Origin of the sequence: Janthinobacterium sp. EB271-G4-3-2 (assembly GCF_020858035.1) — a bacterium.
Lineage (GTDB): Bacteria > Pseudomonadota > Gammaproteobacteria > Burkholderiales > Burkholderiaceae_D > Janthinobacterium > Janthinobacterium aestuarii.
Map to the genome: position 1 here is coordinate 374,817 of NZ_JACYMG010000004.1, position 17,332 is coordinate 392,148.

Genomic DNA, 17,332 nt, shown 5'->3' on the forward strand with positions numbered 1-17,332 from the left:
GGCAGTCATGAGCAATCTGCTTCCCTACGCCTACGCGCGCGATTTCGGCTTGCTGGCCCGGCCCGGCGCCATCGACGGCGCCCCCGTCGAAGTGCTGGTGGCCGCATCGACGGCGCCGGCGGCCATTGCCGAAGTGTCGCGCCGTTTCGGCCAGATCCAGCTGACGGTGCTGCCGCGCGGCGAACTCGATGCGGCCATTGCCGGCGCCTACGCGGGCGGCGGCGGCGACGCGTCGCAGATGGCCGATGAATTCGACGCCGACCTCGATCTGACCAAGCTGCTGCAGGACGTGCCGGCCATCGAGGATTTGCTCGAATCGTCCGACGATGCGCCCGTCATCCGCATGATCAACGCGCTGCTGACGCAGGCGCTGCGCGAAGGCGCGTCCGACATCCATATCGAGCCGTTCGAGCAGACCTCCGTCGTGCGCTTCCGCATCGACGGCAGCCTGCGCGACGTCGTGCGTCCCCGCAAAGCCATCCACGGCTCGCTGATTTCGCGCATCAAGATCATGGCGCAGCTCGACATCGCCGAAAAGCGCTTGCCGCAGGATGGCCGCATCACCTTGCGCGTGGGCGGCAAACCCGTCGACGTGCGCGTCTCGACCCTGCCCACGGGGCATGGCGAACGGGCCGTATTGCGCTTGCTGGACAAGGAAGCGGGCCGCCTCGACTTGCAGCACCTGGGCATGAGCGCGCCCATGCTGGCGCAGTTCGATGGCCTGATCACGCAGCCGCACGGCATCGTGCTCGTCACGGGCCCCACCGGCTCGGGCAAGACCACCACCTTGTACGCGGCGCTGTCGATGCTCAACGCCACCACCACGAATATCCTGACGGTGGAAGACCCGATCGAGTACGACCTGGCCGGCGTGGGCCAGACGCAGGTCAATCCGCGCATCGACATGACCTTTGCCAAGGCGCTGCGGGCGATCTTGCGGCAAGATCCCGATGTGATCATGATCGGCGAGATCCGCGACCTGGAAACGGCGCAGATCGCCGTGCAGGCATCCTTGACGGGCCACCTGGTGCTGGCGACCCTGCACACGAACGACGCCTCGGCGGCCGTCACGCGTTTGCTCGACATGGGCATCGAACCGTTCCTGCTGTCGTCGTCGCTCCTGGGCGTGCTGGCGCAGCGCCTCGTGCGCAAATTGTGCGGTTCGTGCAAGACCTTCGACGGCCAGTACTGGCAGGCGGTCGGCTGCGAGCATTGCGGCCAGACGGGCTACCAGGGCCGCGTGGGCGTATATGAACTGCTGCGCACGACGGAGCAGATCCGCGCGCAGATCCACAACCGCGCGTCGGAAGCGGAAGTGCGCGCCGTCGCCCTGCAGGACGGCATGACGAGCATGCGCGAGGACGGCGAACGCTGGCTGCGCGACGGCACCACCACGCAGGCTGAATTGCTGCGCGTGACCAAAGACTAGGCCCGCCACCATGCCCGCATTCCGCTATGAAGCCGTCGACGCGCAGGGCGCCACCCGCAAGGGCGTGCTCAATGCCGACAGTCCCCGTTCCGCGCGCGCCGAGCTGCGCGTGCAAGGCCTGGTGCCGCTGGCCGTCGAGCCGATCGCCGCGCAGGTCGACGCCGCCGGCGTGACCAAGCGGCGCGGTTTCGGCGAGCGCCTGTCGAGCACCGAGCTGGCCCTGTTTACGCGCCAGCTGGCCAGTTTGCTCGAAGCGGGCCTGCCGCTGGAGCAGGCGTTTTCCGCGCTGCTGGAACAGGCCGAGCGGCCGTATCTGCGCGATCTGATCGCTTCGATCCGTTCGGAAGTGATCGGCGGCGCCGCCTTTTCCGACGTGCTGGCGCGCCATCCGCGCGATTTCGCCGAGATCTACCGGGCGCTGGTGGCGTCGGGCGAGCAGATCGGCCATTTGTCGCGCGTGCTCTCGCGCCTGGCCGACTATATCGAGCGGCGCAATGCGCTGGTGCAGAAGGTCAAGCTGGCGTTTACGTATCCCGCCATCGTCACGGTGGTGGCGTTTTCCATCGTGATTTTCCTGCTCACCTACGTGGTGCCGCAGATCGTCTCCGTGTTCGCCAATACCAAGCAAAAGCTGCCCATGCTCACCGTGATCATGCTGGCGCTGTCGGACTTCGTGCGCAACTATGGCATCGTCGTGGCGATCGTCCTTGCCGGCGCCTGGTTCGCCTGGCGCCGCGCGCTGCGGCAGCCGGCCCTGAAGCGGCGCTGGCATACCTGGCTGCTGACGGCGCCCCTGTACGGCAAGTTCGAACGCAGCCTGAATACGGCGCGTTTTGCCAGCACCCTGGCCATCACCACGGGGTCCGGCGTGCCGATTTTGCGTGCGCTCGACACGAGCCGCGACACGCTCACCAACGTGGCGATGCAGGAACTGGTGCAGGAAGCCAGCGGCGCCGTGCGCGAGGGCGTGAGCCTGGCGCGCGCGCTGTCGGCGCAAAAGCATTTTCCACCGATGCTGATCCACATGATACGCGCGGGCGAAATCACGGGCGAGCTGCCGGCCATGCTGGAACGCGCCGCCAGCGCGCAGGAGCAGGACCTGGAACGCCGCACGCTCACCATCGCCGGCCTGCTGGAGCCGGCCCTGATCCTGGCCATGGGCGTGGTGGTGCTGCTGATCGTGCTGGCCGTGCTGATGCCGATTATCGAAATCAATCAGCTCGTCAGATAAGAAACCCAAGGAAGCCATGAAGCGTTTGCCTCAATTTACAAGTTTGCTCGCCGTCGTGGCGCTGTCCGTATCGCTGGCCTATTGGGCCATGCAGCTGTTCAAGGCGCCGCAGCGCCCCATCAATCCGCCGGCTGTGCCGGTGGTGCAGGATGCCAGCGTGGAGGCGGGCGCCTCGCTGTTCGGCGGCCAGGTCAGCGTGGCCACGGCCAGCAACTACCAGCTCAAGGGCGTGGTCGCCGCCGGCAATGGCCGCGGCAGCGTGGCCATCATCTCGACCGATGGCAAGCCGTCCGTGGCCTTGCCGGAAGGCGCCGAGGTGGTGCCCGGCGTGACGGTGCTGGAAGTGCATGCGCGCCACGTGCTGCTGCGCGATGGCGGCGTGAGCAAGCGCATCGACCTGGTGGCCGACGACAAGGCGCTGGCCTTGCCGGGGCCCGTGTCCGCCACCCCAACGCCGGCACCGGCCCCGGCGCCGGCATCGAATCTGGTGCCGCCGCCGCTGCCGATGGAGCAGCAGCGTCCGGCCACCGTCATGCCGGCCGCGCCGCAGGTGACCACCACCAGCACGCCGCCGTCGAATTAACGCTCATTAACGTCGTTCTTATCGTATTTTGCCGATGGCGCCGTGCCGCCATCGCGACTGGAGTCTTCATGTTCTCGATCCGTGCCGTCCTGGCGGGCTGCGTGGCGGCGCTGTGCGCCTTGCCGCAAGCCGGCGCCGCAGCCGACGCTCCCGCCGTCACGCCTTCCCCCGTTTCCACCGTGGCCACTCCTGCCTCCGCGCCGGCGCGCCCGCGCATCGCCCTCGTGCTGTCGGGCGGCGGCGCGCGCGGCCTCGCGCATATCGGCGTCTTGAAAGTGCTGCAGGAGCTGCACGTGCCGATCGACATGGTGGTCGGCACCAGCATGGGCGGCGTGGTCGGCGGCGCGTATGCGGCCGGCGCTTCCGTGGCGGACCTGGAAAAAATGGCGCGCGAGACCAACTGGGCGCGCGTGGTGGCCGACCGGCCGCCGCGCGACGAACTGGCGTTCCGCCGCCGCGAGGAAGATTTGCTGCTGCCGTCGCGCATCGAGTTTGGCACCAGCCGCAACGGCATTTCCACGCCGCCGGCGGCGGCCAGCAATGCGGCGCTGGAAATGGCCTTGAACCGGCTGCTGCCGGCCGGCATGCGCGACCGCCCGGCCAGCCAACTGCCCTTGCCCTTCCGCTCGGTGGCCTCGGATCTGGTCAACGGCGAACTGGTGGAACTGGTCGACACGCCGCTGTTCCTGTCGATGCGCGCCTCGCTGGCCGTGCCGGGCGTGTTTGCGCCCGTACGCGTGAACAACCGGCTGGTGGTCGATGGAGGCCTGGTGCGCAATCTGCCCGTCGACATGGCGCGCGCCATGGGCGCCGACGTCATCATCGCCGTCAACGTGGGCACGCCGCTGGCGCCGGAAAAAGAGCTGGGCAGCGCCATCGGCGTGGCGCAGCAGATGCTGCAGATCCTCACGGAGCAGAACGTGCAGCGCTCGCTCAAGGAGCTGCAATCACAGGATATCCTCGTGGCGCCCGACCTGACAGGTGTGAGTTTCCTCGACTTTGAAAACTATGCGCGCGCCATGCGCGCCGGCGAACAGGCGGCGCAGGCATTGGCCGCCCGCCTGGCGCCGCTGGCCCTGCCGCCGGAACAGTATGCGGCGCGCGAGCAGCTGCGCCTGGCGGCGCCGGCCCTGCTGGACGTGGCCCTGCCGCTCACGCGCCTGGCCGTGGAGAGCGAAGGCGATATCAATCCGCGCATCCTGCAGGCCCAATCGGGCCTGGTGGAAGGGCAGCCCGTCAGCCAGGAAGATGTGCTCAAGGCGGCCGCCAGGCTGTATGGCCGTGGCGACGTGGCGCGCGTGGAGACGGAAGTGGTCGACGCGGGCGACCAGCGCACGGTCAACATCAAGGCGGTCGAAGCGCCATGGGCCAGCAACCGCCTGCGCGTGGGCCTGGAAATGGCCAGCGATTTCAGGGACAGCAATACCTTTGCCCTGAAGCTGCTGCACGTGCGCTCGAACTTGAACAGCTGGGGCGGCGAATTGCGCAGCATGGCGCAGATCGGCAATGAGCGCGGTTATGGCGTGCAGTTCTGGCAGCCGCTTGGGGCCGGCAACCCGTGGTATATCGCGCCGGAACTGCAGTACAGCTCGTCGGCGATGGATTTGTTCGACAAGGGCCGGCGCAGCTCCCGTGTGACGTATAACGGCCAGACGGCGGCGCTGGTACTGGGACGCCAGTTCGGGACCTGGGGCGATCTGCGGTTTGGCGTCACGCGCACGGAGGTCAAGGGCAAGCTGGCGATTCCGGCCGACCCTACGCTGCCGGAATCGCGCGCATTGGGCACCACGCAGTTTGTGCAGCTCCGCGTCGATACGCTCGATTCACCGGGTTTCCCTACGCGCGGCATGCTGGTGGATGCCACCTGGACGCGCGATTCGAGCACGGGTTCGGGCGAAGCGGCCCTGGGCCGCTCCTCCATCACCGGCATGCAGGCTTTTAGCCGCGGCAACTGGGCCGGCCACGTGTATGGCGAATGGGCGCGCGCGCAGCGCGGCGAGGCGCCGCTCAGCCTGGGCGGCTTCCTGCGCCTGTCCGGCACGCAGTTCGAGTCGGTGACGGGGCGCAGCGTGGCCCTGGCGCGCTTCGTGATGGCGCGCCGCATCGGTTCCCTGCCCAGCACCCTGGGCGGCGCCGTGCGGGCCGGCTTTTCGCTGGAGATGGGCGGCGGCTTCGATCAGAGCGAGCGCTGGAAATCCACCAAGTTCACGCAAGCCGGCAGCGCCTTCATCTCTGTCGATACGCGCTTCGGTCCCGTGTACGTGGCCTCGGGCGCATCGAAGGGCGGCGAGAGCACGTTTTATCTGTTCCTGGGACCGGTCTGGTAGGGCGCCGCCGGGGCGGCGGACGACGAGCTGCGGCGCAGGGCCGTGAAGGCGGCAAATTCCCATGAGCGAAAGCCCAGCAGCAGGGTAAAGCCATCGCGCTCGGCGGGCGCCAGGCGCCGGTCGTTCTGGTGCAGGCGCGCCAGTTCCTCGGCCAGCTGGCGGATCTTCTGCACCAGCTCCTGCGCACTCGACAGCGACAGGCGCGCCGGGATGCACATCAGGGTTTCGCCGGCGCCGTCGAAATGCCCGCTGAAATAATCGGCCACCACGTGTTCGCGGAAGTACTGCTGCACCGGGCCGTCGGCCAGCCAGTGGAAGGCGTTCGAGACGCGCAGGCTGTAGCGGTTCAGCGGTTTGAGTTCGATCAAGCCCAGTCGGTCCAGTTCGGCCAGGCAGCCGATGCATTCGGCCTGCGTCAGCGCATACGTTTCCACCACCTGCTCCAGGCTCCAGTGGCCAAGGCAGCAGATCGCCACCAGCAGCAGGCGCGGATGCGCCACCAGCGATTTTTCCTGCACCAGGGTGAGCGTGTCGGCATGCGGCGTGATGTCGGCCGCGCCGCGCAGCACGTCCTCCATGGCGATGCCCGAGGCCTTGCAGATCAGGGCCAGGCGCGACAGCGACATGTCGTGCTGGCCAAACATGCGCTTGACGCTCGACTCGCTCATGCCGATGCGTTCGGCCAATACCTTGTAGGTGATGCCGGCGGCGCGCAGTTGGGTGCGCAGCACGCGCAAAACCAGTTCAGGTGAACTCACGGGATATCCTCTTTTACAAGTTTGGTAGCGGGTGACGGTACCGAATGTAGCCCTTAATGGCACTTTGCACAAGGTGATAGTACTTTTCGGCAAAAGCGATGACACTCCCGCTTGTGGCTCGCGCAGCGCGCTACAACCAGGCAATCCATCCACTTGTAGAGGTTATCCATGTTCCCATCTTTCCGTTTCCCCGCAGCGCTGCTGGCGCTGGCCACCATCGCTCCCTTGCACGCCAACGCAGCCGAAGCCGCACCGGGCCCCATCTATGCGGGCGCCAGCTATGGCTTTCGCGCCAGTAGCGGCCTCGATTGCATCGCCGGACAAAGCGATTGCGACAAAAGCAGCAAGCGCAATGGCAAGGCCTACGTGGGTTACAGTTTCGACGCGCTGCCGTTTCAGGGCGGCGTGGCCGTGCCTTCGATTGAACTGGTGGGGTACATGGGGGGCGAGGTCAAGTCCGGCTTCGACACGGACGCCGGCAAGCGCGCTGGCCGCGGCAAGTTCACGGGCCTCGGCATGCAGGGCGTGCTCGGTTACCAGTTTGACGCGTTTACACTGAGCGGCCGCGCCGGTGCGGCCTACACGCAGGGCAAGGTCGATTATCTGAGCGGCGGTTCGGACAAGAAGAGCAAGATCGGCCTGACCTACGGCATCGGCGCGGCGTATGCGCTGAACAAGAATTGGTCGCTGCACCTCGACTGGGACCGCGTGCCCGTCAAGTACAACAGCAAGCAAACGACCAAGGTCGACATGTTTTCGCTGGGCGCGTCCTACCGCTTCTAAAGGGGACGTTCAGCAGACGATGGCCTGATGGCGGACGCCCCGGAACGGGGTGTCCGCGGGCGGCCTATTTGTCCGTTTCGACTTTCAACAGCAGTTTCGCCAGCAGGCGTTTTTCCTGCTGGCGCTGGCCCGACACGGTTTTCACGTGCGCTCCGGCGGCGCGCTGCAGGGCTGCAGTGGCGACCGGGTTGCGCGGTTTTTGCGAGGGTTCGACGCGGAACTGCATTTTCTGCCGCGTCGCCAAGGCCTTGTTTGCCATCGGTTTACCCCTTCCTTCTTACAGCACGTAGCGCGACAGGTCCTCGTTGACCGACAGCGCTTCCAGGCGTTCGTTGACGTAGGCGGCATCGATCACCAGCAGGTTTTCCGAGCTGCTGCTGCCTTCGCTGGCCGTAAACGACACTTCTTCCAGCAGTTTTTCCATCACCGTGTGCAGGCGGCGCGCGCCGATGTTTTCCGTGCGCTCGTTGACCGAATAGGCGATTTCCGCCAGGCGCGTGATGCCTTCCGGCGCGAACTGCAGTTTCAGGTTTTCCGTCGCCAGCAAGGCTTCGTACTGCATCGTCAGGCAGGCGTCGGTGCTCGTCAAGATGCGCTCGAAGTCCGCAATCGACAGCGATTCCAGTTCCACGCGGATGGGGAAGCGGCCCTGCAGTTCCGGGATCAGGTCCGACGGCTTCGACAGGTGGAATGCGCCCGAGGCGATGAACAGGATGTGGTCCGTGCGTATCATGCCGTACTTGGTGTTGACGGTCGTGCCTTCGACCAGCGGCAGCAGGTCGCGCTGCACGCCCGCACGTGAAACGTCGGCGCCGCCCGATTCCGAACGCGAGGCGATCTTGTCGATTTCGTCCAGGAAGACGATGCCGTTCTGCTCGACGTTCTGGATGGCCTTCTGTTTCAGCTCATCTTCGTTGAGCAGCTTGCCCGCTTCTTCCTCGACCAGCAGTTTCAAGGCTTCCTTGATCTTGACCTTGCGCGCCTTCTTGCGCTGCGCGCCCACGCCCGAGAACATGGACTTGATCTGCTCCGTCATTTCCTCCATGCCGGGCGGCGCCATGATTTCCATCTGCGGGCCCGCCTCGGCCAGCTCGATCTCGATTTCCTTGTCATCGAGCTCGCCCTGGCGCAAGCGCTTGCGGAAGGTCTGGCGCGTGCTGTCGCCGCTGCCGCCCGCATCCACGGCCGCGGCCGTATTCGGCGTGAAGCCGAAGTCGCGCGCCGGCGGCACGAGGATGTCGATCACGCGGTCTTCGGCCGCATCTTCTGCGCGTGCGCGCACTTTCTTCATTTCCAGCGCGCGCGTCTGTTTGATGCCGATGTCGATCAGGTCGCGGATGATGGTGTCGACGTCGCGCCCCACATAACCGACTTCCGTGAATTTGGTCGCTTCGATCTTGATGAAGGGCGCTTCGGCCAGCTTGGCCAGGCGGCGCGCGATTTCCGTCTTGCCGACGCCCGTGGGGCCGATCATGAGGATGTTTTTGGGCGTGATTTCATGGCGCAGGGGCTCGGCCACCTGCTGGCGGCGCCAGCGGTTGCGCAAGGCGATGGCGACGGCGCGCTTGGCCTTGGCCTGGCCCACCACGTGCTTGTCGAGTTCGGTAACGATTTCCGACGGGGTCATGTTCATGATCATAGTTGGCTTTCTATTCTTTGCTCGCGGACGCTTAGTCGAGCGTCTCGATGATGTGGGACATGTTCGTGTAGATGCACAGCTCGGCGGCGATGGTCAGCGACTTCTTGACCACCTCGGCCGGCGACAAGTCCGTGTTTTCCTGCAGCGCCTTGGCGGCGGACTGGGCGTAGGTGCCGCCCGAGCCGATGGCGCCGATGCCGTCTTCCGGTTCCAGCACGTCGCCATTGCCCGTGATGACGAGGGTCGATTCGCTGTCGGCCACCAGCAGCATCGCTTCCAGGCGGCGCAGCACGCGGTCGGTGCGCCAGTCCTTGGCCAGTTCGACGGAGGCGCGCAGCAGATTGCCCTGGTGTTTTTCCAGCTTGCCTTCAAAGCGGTCGAGCAGGGTAAAGGCGTCGGCGGTGCCGCCGGCAAAGCCGACCAGGACTTTGCCCTGATACAGCTTACGCACTTTGCGGGCCGTGCCCTTCATGACGATATTGCCGAGCGTTACCTGGCCGTCGCCACCCAGGGCGACTTGCTTGCCGCGCCGGACGCAGAGGATGGTGGTGCCGTGAAATTGTTCCATAGTGACCTCAAAAGATTCGTGCCGATGCGTGCAAGGCCATGCGATTGCGCGCCCATGCTTCAAAAGTGGGGATGGAAAAGGCAATTGCAAGCGGCACTTGCCGCTGCCGTGCCTGCTTCAGTGTAGGCCGGCGCGGGACGAAAAAAAAGCACGCAACCGGGGTTGTGTGCTTTTTTTATCGCCATCGCGGGGCCGCCGGGGCGGCCGTGCAAGGGGAGGGGCGATCAGTCGCCGTAGAGTTTTTGCTTCAGTTCGCGCCGTTGCTGGGCTTCCAGCGACAGGGTGGCGGTCGGACGGGCGATCAGGCGCGGGATGCCGATAGGCTCGCCCGTTTCTTCGCACCAGCCATAGTCGCCGGCGTCGATGCTGGCGATCGATTGCTGTACTTTCTTCAGCAATTTGCGCTCGCGGTCGCGCGTGCGCAGTTCCAGCGCATGCTCTTCCTCGATGGTGGCGCGGTCGGCAGGGTCCGGTACGAGCACGGTTTCACGCAAATGTTCCGTGGTTTCGCCGGCGTTTTTCAGCAGGTCTTTTTCGAGCTGCTGCAGACGCGCCTTGAAGAATGCCAGTTGTGCCGGATTCATGTAGTCATCTTCGCTCATGGCGCGAATTTGATCTTCGCTGATGAGAGGGATGTCTTGGTTGGCGGCCGGGGTCGATTTATTAGTTTTGGTCATAACTTCGCTTACCTTCGATACGACAGAGTTTTCAAATTGATCAGTTGATGCGGCGATACCGAGCAACTGTACAGGTTCCGCTTGGCATTGCTGTCCCGCTGTACTGCGTGCGACCTTGGCTTGCCGGCGTAAGCCAGGATTACCGGCCGGCTAAGGTGCCATGTTGATAACTTTTTACCGCTCTATGCCAGTCGCGCTATGCGCGCGTCAACAGGCGTGTTGGGTGGATCGGTTGCATGCCTGGCATGCGGCCAGCGGCAGTTTGCCAGCATTTCATGACAGGCTAACGACATGGGCCGTTTTCGTCGCTGATTTTGGCACGCTTTGCTTTATATTGCCATCCCGATTTGTTGACTAGCCGATCAGAGACGGCTACTTGTTGGTTTATTCCAGCAAGATGGGTGTCGGACAGCGGGAAAGCGTGCTTAACTTTCCCTTTTGTTTCTGCTTTGCAACGGGTACTTTGCAAAACCCGGCTAGTTTATACCAAACATTGTTCGAGTCCGCGAATAAAAATGTCTTTTGGTAGATTTTTGCCAATAAACACCATTTTGCTGCCACGCACTTCGTTTTCGCCCCATTTGGCGCCCAGGTCGCTGCCCATCAGCTGGTGCACGCCCTGGAAGACCACCTTGCGCTCGGCGCCCTGCATCAGCAGCACACCCTTGTAGCGCAGCATGCGCGGGCCATACACTTGTACCAGACCGCCGAGGAACTCGTCGAGCTTGGCGCTGTCGAACGGTTGCGTGCTCTTGAAAACAAAGGCGGCGATATCGTCGCTGTGCTGCGCATGGTGGTGGTCGGCATGGCCGCAATCGGTGGCGCAGGCTTCGGTATGTTCATGTTTGTGCTCATGGCCGTGATCGTGGTCGTGCGCATGGTCATGATCGTGCACGTGCGCCGTTTCCGTGGCGAGGAAATCCGGGTCCAGTTCCAGCTTTTCATTCAGGTTGAAACCGCGGATGTCGAGCACTTCGGCCAGCGGCGCACGGCCGAAATCGACCTTGGCGATCGGTGCGCGGGGATTGATGCGCTTCAGGCGGCGCGTCAGGGCGGCCACGTCGTCTTCACTGACGAGGTCGGTTTTCGACAGCAGCAGCTTGTCGGCAAAGCCTACTTGCCGCTGGGCTTCCTCGTATTCATCGAGTTGCTTCATCGCATGGCGGGCATCGACCACCGTGATGATGGCATCGAGCATGTAGTGGCTGCCCACTTCCTCATCGACAAAGAAGGTTTGCGCCACGGGGCCGGGATTGGCCAGGCCCGTCGTTTCGATGACGACGCGGTCGAATGCCAGCAGGCCGGCGTCGCGCTTGCGCGCCAGTTCCGTGAGGCCAACGATCAGGTCGCCGCGCACGGTGCAGCAGATGCAGCCGTTGTTCATCTCGATGATGTGTTCGTTGCTATCCTGCACCAGGATTTCATTGTCGATGTTTTCCTGGCCAAACTCGTTTTCGATCACGGCGATGCGCATGCCATGGTCTTCCTGCAGTATGCGGTTGAGCAAGGTGGTTTTGCCTGCGCCCAGGAAGCCGGTGAGGATGGTGGTTGGAATCAGTGCCATGAAGATGCCTATGCTGTAATCGGTGGTGCCGCCGCGCAAGCGGAAGAATGCGGACGATTATGCCGGAATTTTGCAAAAGCTTGCAAATGCGCGCCGATCCGCTTGATATGGATCAGGCTGGCCAACGGGCGCGGTTGCCTACTTGACCTTGGCGCGCGGGTGCGCCTGGTCGTACACGTGCGCCAGGTGCTGGAAATCGAGGGCCGTGTAGACCTGGGTCGAGGTGATGCTGGAATGGCCCAGCATCTCCTGCACGGCGCGCAAGTCGCCCGACGATTGCAGCACGTGCGAAGCAAACGAGTGGCGCAGCACGTGCGGGTGCACGTTCGCGGGAATTTCCGTGGCCAGCGCGTGCGCCTTCAGGCGCAGCTGCAGCACGCGCGGCGAGATGCGCGTGCCGCGCGTGCTTAAAAACAGGGCAGCGCTGCCATCGGCCGCCGGCGGACGCACGGCCAGCCAGGCAGTCAGGGCCACGAGCGCTGCCTTGCCGACGGGCACCTTGCGCATCTTGTTGCCCTTGCCCGTGACGATGACTTCGAAGCTGGCCATGTCGAGCCAGCCCAGCGAGGTGGGTTGGCCGTTCTCGGCCTTGCAGTAATGGGTGTCCAGGCTGGTCAATTCGGACACGCGCAAGCCGCTCGAATACAGCAGTTCGAACATGGCACGGTTGCACAGCTGCTCCGGCTCGGCCCCGCCTTGCTGATGTTGCGCGGGCGCCACGAGGCGCACGGCGTCGTCCACCGACAGGGCTTTCGGTAAGGTTTTGGCCCGCTTGGGGGCGCGGATGCCGTCGACGGGATTGGCGTCGAGGGTGGTCTCGCCGCTGAGCCAGTTGAAAAAGCCCCGCCACGATGACAGCTTGCGGGCGATCGAGCGCGGGTCGAGGCCGCCGGCGTGCAGCCTGGCCGTGTAGCGGCGCACTTCGTTGTGCGCCAGCGCCGTCCACGGCGTATCGCCGCTCAGTTCCAGCAAGGCGCGCAAGTCGCGCCCGTAGGCGTCCAGGGTATGCGGCGACAGCTTGCGCTGCGTGGCCAGCTGCGCCAGGTAGGCGTCGAGCCACTCGGCCTTGCCGCGCGCCGCATTCATGGCGTGCTCAGGCAGGCGAGCCGGCGCGCAGCGCGGCCAGGGCGGCGCTGGCCGTGGCGCCGATATGCACGAGGAAATCCGTGCCCATGCTCGACGTAAAGCGTTCGCTGTCGGGCGAACCGAGCACGAGCAAGCCGAAGGTGCCCGTGGTGTTCGGGGCGCGCAGGGCGATCATGACGGTCGATTCGATTTTATCTGCCTGTAACCAGTGCACGGCTTCGAAATCGCGGTTGCTGCCGCAGTACGGTGTTTGCAGGCTGTTGGCGAACATGCGCACGTCGGCCGTCACGTCTTCCGTGAACCAGGCGTCGGCGTGTTCCGGCAGCACTTGCCACAGGCGCAGGCTGACGCAAGGCACGTCGAAATTGCTTTGCAGGGCATCGACCAGCACGCGCGGCATGTCGGCATCGTTGCGAACTTGCAGCATGGCCTGGTTCCAGCCGTGGAACTTGCTGGCGATGTCGCCATTTTCCTCGGCTATACGGCTCAGCTTGGACATGCGCAGCTCGAGCGCCTTGTACTTGTCGCGCATCACTTCCATCTGCCGCTCCTGCAGCGAGATGGTGCGTCCCGTCAGCGGGCTGCTCAGCTTGACCTCACCGAGCAGCGCGGTATGCTCTTCGAAGAAATTCGGGTGCTCGCTCAGGTACTGGGCGACGGTGCTGGAATCGAGTGTGGCGGTCATTGAGAATATCTGTCAGTGAAAGTTGAACGCTTCATTCTAACCGAGAGTGCGGCGGCATAGGCGCAAAGGGCGTGGCGCCGATGCATTTTCCGCACGCCCATGAAAAAAGCGGCATGGTTGCCCATGCCGCTTTGTCTTCCTGGTCAGCTGTCACCCGCGGAGGGTGACAGGCGGGCCATTAGAAGTTGTGGTGTACGCCCAGACCGATGTAGGTGACCGACGTTGCTGCCTTGCGGTTCGAGATGTCCGCGTACAGGTAGGTGCGCTTCGACAGGTTGTAGTCGTAGCCCAGCGATGCCTGCTTGGTTTTGGTCACGCCGTCTGGTGTTTTTTGACCGTAGCCAGCGCGAACCTTGCCTGGGCCGACGTCGTAGTTGGCGCCGAGCAGCCATGCTTTGGTGTCCGTGTTGACGAGCTTGAAGTTGCTGTCATCCTGATGCTGGTACGACGCCATCAGTTTCAATTCCGTGATCGGATTGAACGATGCGGCAACCGACCACAGCTTCGCTTCCAGCGCATTGCGCTCGTAAGCGGCCATGGCGGCGAATTGCGCGTTCGTGTACGTGGCCGAGACCGAATATGGATTCGAATCGGGCGTGGCATTGGCCGGCACGGCGCGGTTGGCAGCCGTGGCAGCGACGGCAGCGTTGCCATTGGCTTCCTTGGCGGCGACGGTGGCGTTGATCTGGAAGCCGCTGAACACTGGCGAGTTGTAGAACACGGCGTTCGAGAAGCGGTTACGCGAGTTGCCGGCCGGGCTCAGCGGATCGCTGGTGTAGGCGGCTACGGTGAGGTCGGTCTGGAAACCGGCTGGCGTAGGCATGCCCGACCATGGTTCGAACGCGGTGCTCGATTCCTGGAAGGCGGTCAGGCCACGGCCCAGGCGCACGGTACCGAAGTTGCCTTGCAGGCCGACGCGGCTTTGACCCTGGAACAGCGGACGGGCGTTGCTTTCCAGCGTACCTGTGTCGGATTCATAGCGAATTTCCAGTTGGAAAATAGCTTTCAAGCCATTGCCCAGATCTTCCGTGCCCTTGAAGCCCAGCTTGTTGTTGTCGCGCTTGGTGACCTTGGTGGTATCACCGGTCGACTTGCCCAGGCCAGCATCGATCGTGCCGTAGATTTGGACGGACGACTGCGCTTGTGCGGTTGCGGCAAAGGCGCCGAAGAGTGCGAGGGCAACGAGTGATTTTTTCATGTCTTATTCCCTATTAAAAGTGAGTTCCGTCCGAGATCCGAGCAGATTGAAACACGCCAACTGCCGCGTTTCGATGAATGAACCTTAATTCGTCGGCGCGCTAGACGTGCGGGATTGGTCAAATATGCGTGAAAAGATTGGTGAAAAGCGGCATAACTGCATGCCCCTGTTGTATTTTTGTAACGCGCGGTTTCTGCCGATCCTGCACCGATGGCACGCGTTCTCCCATCGCCACGGTATCGGCGCCTTGTGATATTGGCATGTCCTGGCCGCGAGATTGTTGCGTTGAATCAAGTTCTTGCGGCCGCTTTGGCGGATTTATGACACAAGGACGTTACACTAAGGGACGGCCTGCACTGATGGGCCTGGAGACGACTCACTATTATTAGAATCATTGACTCAATATCGAGAATCGATGGCAAATCGCGAAACATTAGGATTGATCAAGGGGGCGCGTGCGGGCGATGTGGCTTGCCAGCTGGCGTTGGGGCGCTTGTATCTGTTTGGACAAGGTGTGCCGCAAAGCCTGCCGACGGCCTTGCACTGGCTGGCGCGGGCGGCCCAGGAGGATAGCCAGGAGGCGTGCTTGCTGATTGGCACGCACGTGCCGTTCGAAGTGGCGCAACCGGCAGCCAAGGCGCTGATCCCGTATTACGCGCATGCGTTCGATGCGGGTCTGGTGCAGGCGGGCCTGGTGCTGGCGCAACTGGTGCTGGGCAATGCCGCCAGCAGTAGTGAAGCCTTGCGCGCCAAGGCGCGCGTGGCGCTGGACGCCGCCGTTCGCGCCGGCTTGCCCGATGCGCAATGGTTGCTATCCCTGCAAGAAAGGTCATCGGCAACACCCGGGCAGGACAGCAGCGTGGCTGGCGAACAAGCGTTCGATGGCGACGCGCCGCTGTACGTCTGGCTGGAGCAGGCGTGGAGCCAGGGCAACCATGCGGGTTTCCTGTCGCAAGGCTTGCCGCTGGCGCGCGAGTTGCTGCAGCGCCAGGCGGCGGCCGGTACGCGCACGATCGCCCTCGATGCGCAACAGGTGCTGTTGCTGTCGCGCTGCGCCCAGGCATTGGCGCCCGGCGGCGATGCCGAAGGGTGGCAGTGCTGCGAGCTGGCCGCGCATGGCGGCGACCGCACGGCGCAGCTGGAGCTGGGGCTCGGCTATGCGCGCATGGATGCGCATGGCCAGCGCCTGGCCACGCGCAATGGCGCGGCCAATTTCAAGCGTGCCGTGCGCTGGCTGACGCAGGCGGGCGAGCAGGGACTGGCCGAAGCCTGGTTCGTGCTGTCGCGTATCTACACGAAACCGGAATTTTCCCAGCGCAATGTGGTCGAAGCCCATTTCTGCCTGGAGCGGGCCGCCGACCTGGGGCATGGCCCGGCCCAGCTCGAGTGCGGCATGCATGCGTGGCGCAATCGCCGCGACGGCGTCAACAACGATGTGCGTGCCGCGTACTGGCTGCTGCAGGCGCAGGCGCAAGGCAGCAGTGAAGCGGAAGCGGCGCTGGCGAAAATCGCGCCGCAAGGCGAACCCGGCGACTGGGGCCAGTGCACCGCCATGCATGCGCATGGACAACTGCGCCAGTTGGGCCAGAGCCACCCCTTGCTGGCGGCGCGCCTGGAACTGGCGCGCTGCTTTCATCTGTCGCGTGCCGAGGCGCTGCTGCTCGATATCCATGCGGCCGACCAGGGGCATTGTCTGTTGATCGATATCAGCGCCGCGCATGGGCGCGGCAAGCGGCGCCTCGTGCTGATCCGCACGGCGCAGGAGCGCCAGTTGCTCGATCAGGTGGTGCGCCTGTTTGAGCGCGTCGATTGCGGCGTGGCGGGACCGGAAGGCAATTACCGGCAGCGCCTGTACCGCCTGAAATGTTACCTGGCCGAATTTGATGTCGCGCAGGAACAGCAGTTCCTGGCGGCCTGACTTTTAGGCGCTTACAGCTCGATCGTGCCTTCGAACACGGTCACGGCCGGGCCCGTCATCAGGACGGGATGGCCGGGGCCTTGCCAGGCGATCGACAGTTCGCCGCCGCGCGCACTGATGCGCACGGGGGAATCGAGCAAGCCGCGACGGATGCCGGCCACGGCGGCGGCGCAGGCGCCCGTGCCGCACGCCAGTGTTTCACCGGCGCCCCGCTCAAACACGCGCAATTTCACGTGCTGGCGGTCGACGATCTGCATGTAGCCGGCGTTGACTCTGCGGGGAAAGCGCGGATGGTGCTCGATCAGCGGGCCCGATTGTTCCAGGTCTTGTGCGTCGACATCGCCGACCACTTGCACGGCATGCGGGTTGCCCATCGAGACGACGGATACCAGCACGGGCGCCGTTTGGCCCGGCAGCGCCAGGTCCAGCGGCCACAAGGTGTCGCTGCCTTGCGCCACACCATCGAGGCCGGCTGCATCGAACGGCACCAGCGCGGGTTCAAGCACGGGCGCGCCCATGTCGACCGTGATGCTGCCGTCGAGTTCCAGGCGCGGCGCGATGACGCCGGCCATGGTTTCCACGCGGATGCTGGCCTTGTTGGATAACCCTTTTTCGCTGACGAACTTGACGAAGGCGCGCGCGCCATTGCCGCATTGCTCGACTTCGCCGCCATCGTTGTTGTAGATGCGGTAGCGGAAGTCGCAGCCGGGCAGGCGCGGCTTTTCCACCACGAGGATCTGGTCGGCGCCGATGCCGAAACGGCGGTCGGCCAGGCGTTGCCACTGGGCCGGCGTGAAGTTGATATCCTGGTTGATGGCGTCGACGACGATGAAGTCATTGCCGGCGCCATGCATTTTCGTAAAGTGGAGTTTCATGGTCTGCCGTA

At 64.2% G+C, this 17,332-nt stretch carries 16 protein-coding genes; 6 read left to right on the forward strand and 10 right to left on the reverse strand.

All coding sequences use genetic code 11. From position 1 onward, the window contains the following. The first annotated feature begins 7 nt into the window (after positions 1 to 7). The 4 genes from gspE (at position 8) to IGS55_RS12010 (ending at position 5,570) form a co-directional block, all read left to right on the forward strand. Positions 8 to 1,429, forward strand: coding sequence for a type II secretion system ATPase GspE (gene gspE, locus IGS55_RS11995; protein WP_230518140.1), 1,422 nt, complete (start codon positions 8 to 10; stop codon positions 1,427 to 1,429). A 10-nt stretch (positions 1,430 to 1,439) separates the two neighbouring features. Further along, a complete protein-coding gene (gspF, locus tag IGS55_RS12000) occupies positions 1,440 to 2,660 on the forward strand; it encodes a type II secretion system inner membrane protein GspF (RefSeq protein WP_230518141.1) in 1,221 nt (406 codons plus the stop codon). Between the two features lie 16 nt (positions 2,661 to 2,676). Further along, positions 2,677 to 3,243, forward strand: coding sequence for a type II secretion system protein N (locus tag IGS55_RS12005; protein ID WP_080698615.1), 567 nt, complete (start codon positions 2,677 to 2,679; stop codon positions 3,241 to 3,243). Between the two features lie 68 nt (positions 3,244 to 3,311). After that, complete coding sequence (locus tag IGS55_RS12010) at positions 3,312 to 5,570, forward strand: patatin-like phospholipase family protein (RefSeq protein WP_230518142.1); 2,259 nt, start codon at positions 3,312 to 3,314, stop codon at positions 5,568 to 5,570. Here IGS55_RS12010 and IGS55_RS12015 read toward each other — a convergent pair. Beyond that, positions 5,543 to 6,328 (reverse strand): helix-turn-helix domain-containing protein, encoded by a 786-nt coding sequence (locus IGS55_RS12015; RefSeq protein ID WP_034753060.1) that lies wholly within the window; start codon positions 6,326 to 6,328, stop codon positions 5,543 to 5,545. The genes IGS55_RS12010 and IGS55_RS12015 overlap by 28 nt on opposite strands. 168 nt (positions 6,329 to 6,496) lie before the next feature. On the opposite strand from IGS55_RS12015, the gene IGS55_RS12020 reads away from it, so the two are divergent. Beyond that, complete coding sequence (locus IGS55_RS12020; RefSeq protein ID WP_139091411.1) at positions 6,497 to 7,111, forward strand: outer membrane protein; 615 nt, start codon at positions 6,497 to 6,499, stop codon at positions 7,109 to 7,111. A gap of 64 nt (positions 7,112 to 7,175) precedes the next feature. On the opposite strand, the gene IGS55_RS12025 is transcribed toward IGS55_RS12020, so the two are convergent. The 8 genes from IGS55_RS12025 to IGS55_RS12060 all read right to left on the reverse strand — a co-directional run bounded on the left by IGS55_RS12025 (position 7,176) and on the right by IGS55_RS12060 (position 14,528). After that, on the reverse strand, positions 7,176 to 7,370 hold the full coding sequence (locus tag IGS55_RS12025) for a hypothetical protein (protein WP_034753063.1): 195 nt from the start codon (positions 7,368 to 7,370) through the stop codon (positions 7,176 to 7,178). An 18-nt stretch (positions 7,371 to 7,388) separates the two neighbouring features. Then, positions 7,389 to 8,744 (reverse strand): ATP-dependent protease ATPase subunit HslU, encoded by a 1,356-nt coding sequence (gene hslU, locus IGS55_RS12030; protein WP_329958150.1) that lies wholly within the window; start codon positions 8,742 to 8,744, stop codon positions 7,389 to 7,391. A 37-nt stretch (positions 8,745 to 8,781) separates the two neighbouring features. Next, positions 8,782 to 9,318, reverse strand: a complete 537-nt coding sequence (hslV, locus tag IGS55_RS12035; protein WP_010394217.1) for an ATP-dependent protease subunit HslV — start codon at positions 9,316 to 9,318, stop codon at positions 8,782 to 8,784. 224 nt (positions 9,319 to 9,542) lie between these two features. Continuing rightward, the gene (dksA, locus tag IGS55_RS12040; RefSeq protein ID WP_034753066.1) at positions 9,543 to 9,995 is read right to left on the reverse strand and encodes an RNA polymerase-binding protein DksA; all 453 of its coding nucleotides are present in this window, start codon (positions 9,993 to 9,995) and stop codon (positions 9,543 to 9,545) included. A gap of 481 nt (positions 9,996 to 10,476) precedes the next feature. Continuing rightward, complete coding sequence (locus tag IGS55_RS12045; protein ID WP_230518144.1) at positions 10,477 to 11,559, reverse strand: CobW family GTP-binding protein; 1,083 nt, start codon at positions 11,557 to 11,559, stop codon at positions 10,477 to 10,479. A 138-nt stretch (positions 11,560 to 11,697) separates the two neighbouring features. Next, positions 11,698 to 12,645 (reverse strand): tyrosine recombinase XerC, encoded by a 948-nt coding sequence (locus IGS55_RS12050; RefSeq protein ID WP_230518145.1) that lies wholly within the window; start codon positions 12,643 to 12,645, stop codon positions 11,698 to 11,700. Between the two features lie 7 nt (positions 12,646 to 12,652). Continuing rightward, positions 12,653 to 13,330, reverse strand: a complete 678-nt coding sequence (locus IGS55_RS12055; protein ID WP_230518146.1) for a DUF484 family protein — start codon at positions 13,328 to 13,330, stop codon at positions 12,653 to 12,655. A 178-nt stretch (positions 13,331 to 13,508) separates the two neighbouring features. Then, entirely contained in the window at positions 13,509 to 14,528 is a 1,020-nt protein-coding gene (locus IGS55_RS12060; protein WP_230518147.1) for a porin, read from the reverse strand. A 415-nt stretch (positions 14,529 to 14,943) separates the two neighbouring features. Between IGS55_RS12060 and IGS55_RS12065 the strand changes: the two genes are divergently transcribed. Next, entirely contained in the window at positions 14,944 to 16,446 is a 1,503-nt protein-coding gene (locus IGS55_RS12065) for a tetratricopeptide repeat protein (RefSeq protein WP_230518148.1), read from the forward strand. 11 nt (positions 16,447 to 16,457) lie between these two features. Here the strand turns inward: IGS55_RS12065 and dapF are convergent, their stop codons facing one another. After that, a complete protein-coding gene (dapF, locus tag IGS55_RS12070) occupies positions 16,458 to 17,321 on the reverse strand; it encodes a diaminopimelate epimerase (RefSeq protein ID WP_230518149.1) in 864 nt (287 codons plus the stop codon). Between the last annotated feature and the right edge of the window lie 11 nt (positions 17,322 to 17,332).

Bases quoted from the DNA above. Each gene is read 5' to 3' on its own strand.
- gspE (WP_230518140.1), top strand. From the start codon at position 8: ATGAGCAATCTGCTTCCCTACGCCTACGCGCGCGATTTCGGCTTGCTG.
- gspF (WP_230518141.1), top strand. From the start codon at position 1,440: ATGCCCGCATTCCGCTATGAAGCCGTCGACGCGCAGGGCGCCACCCGC.
- IGS55_RS12005 (WP_080698615.1), top strand. From the start codon at position 2,677: ATGAAGCGTTTGCCTCAATTTACAAGTTTGCTCGCCGTCGTGGCGCTG.
- IGS55_RS12010 (WP_230518142.1), top strand. From the start codon at position 3,312: ATGTTCTCGATCCGTGCCGTCCTGGCGGGCTGCGTGGCGGCGCTGTGC.
- IGS55_RS12020 (WP_139091411.1), top strand. From the start codon at position 6,497: ATGTTCCCATCTTTCCGTTTCCCCGCAGCGCTGCTGGCGCTGGCCACC.
- IGS55_RS12025 (WP_034753063.1), bottom strand. From the start codon at position 7,370: ATGGCAAACAAGGCCTTGGCGACGCGGCAGAAAATGCAGTTCCGCGTC.
- hslU (WP_329958150.1), bottom strand. From the start codon at position 8,744: ATGAACATGACCCCGTCGGAAATCGTTACCGAACTCGACAAGCACGTG.
- hslV (WP_010394217.1), bottom strand. From the start codon at position 9,318: ATGGAACAATTTCACGGCACCACCATCCTCTGCGTCCGGCGCGGCAAG.
- dksA (WP_034753066.1), bottom strand. From the start codon at position 9,995: ATGACCAAAACTAATAAATCGACCCCGGCCGCCAACCAAGACATCCCT.
- IGS55_RS12045 (WP_230518144.1), bottom strand. From the start codon at position 11,559: ATGGCACTGATTCCAACCACCATCCTCACCGGCTTCCTGGGCGCAGGC.
- IGS55_RS12050 (WP_230518145.1), bottom strand. From the start codon at position 12,645: ATGAATGCGGCGCGCGGCAAGGCCGAGTGGCTCGACGCCTACCTGGCG.
- IGS55_RS12055 (WP_230518146.1), bottom strand. From the start codon at position 13,330: ATGACCGCCACACTCGATTCCAGCACCGTCGCCCAGTACCTGAGCGAG.
- IGS55_RS12060 (WP_230518147.1), bottom strand. From the start codon at position 14,528: ATGAAAAAATCACTCGTTGCCCTCGCACTCTTCGGCGCCTTTGCCGCA.
- IGS55_RS12065 (WP_230518148.1), top strand. From the start codon at position 14,944: ATGGCAAATCGCGAAACATTAGGATTGATCAAGGGGGCGCGTGCGGGC.
- dapF (WP_230518149.1), bottom strand. From the start codon at position 17,321: ATGAAACTCCACTTTACGAAAATGCATGGCGCCGGCAATGACTTCATC.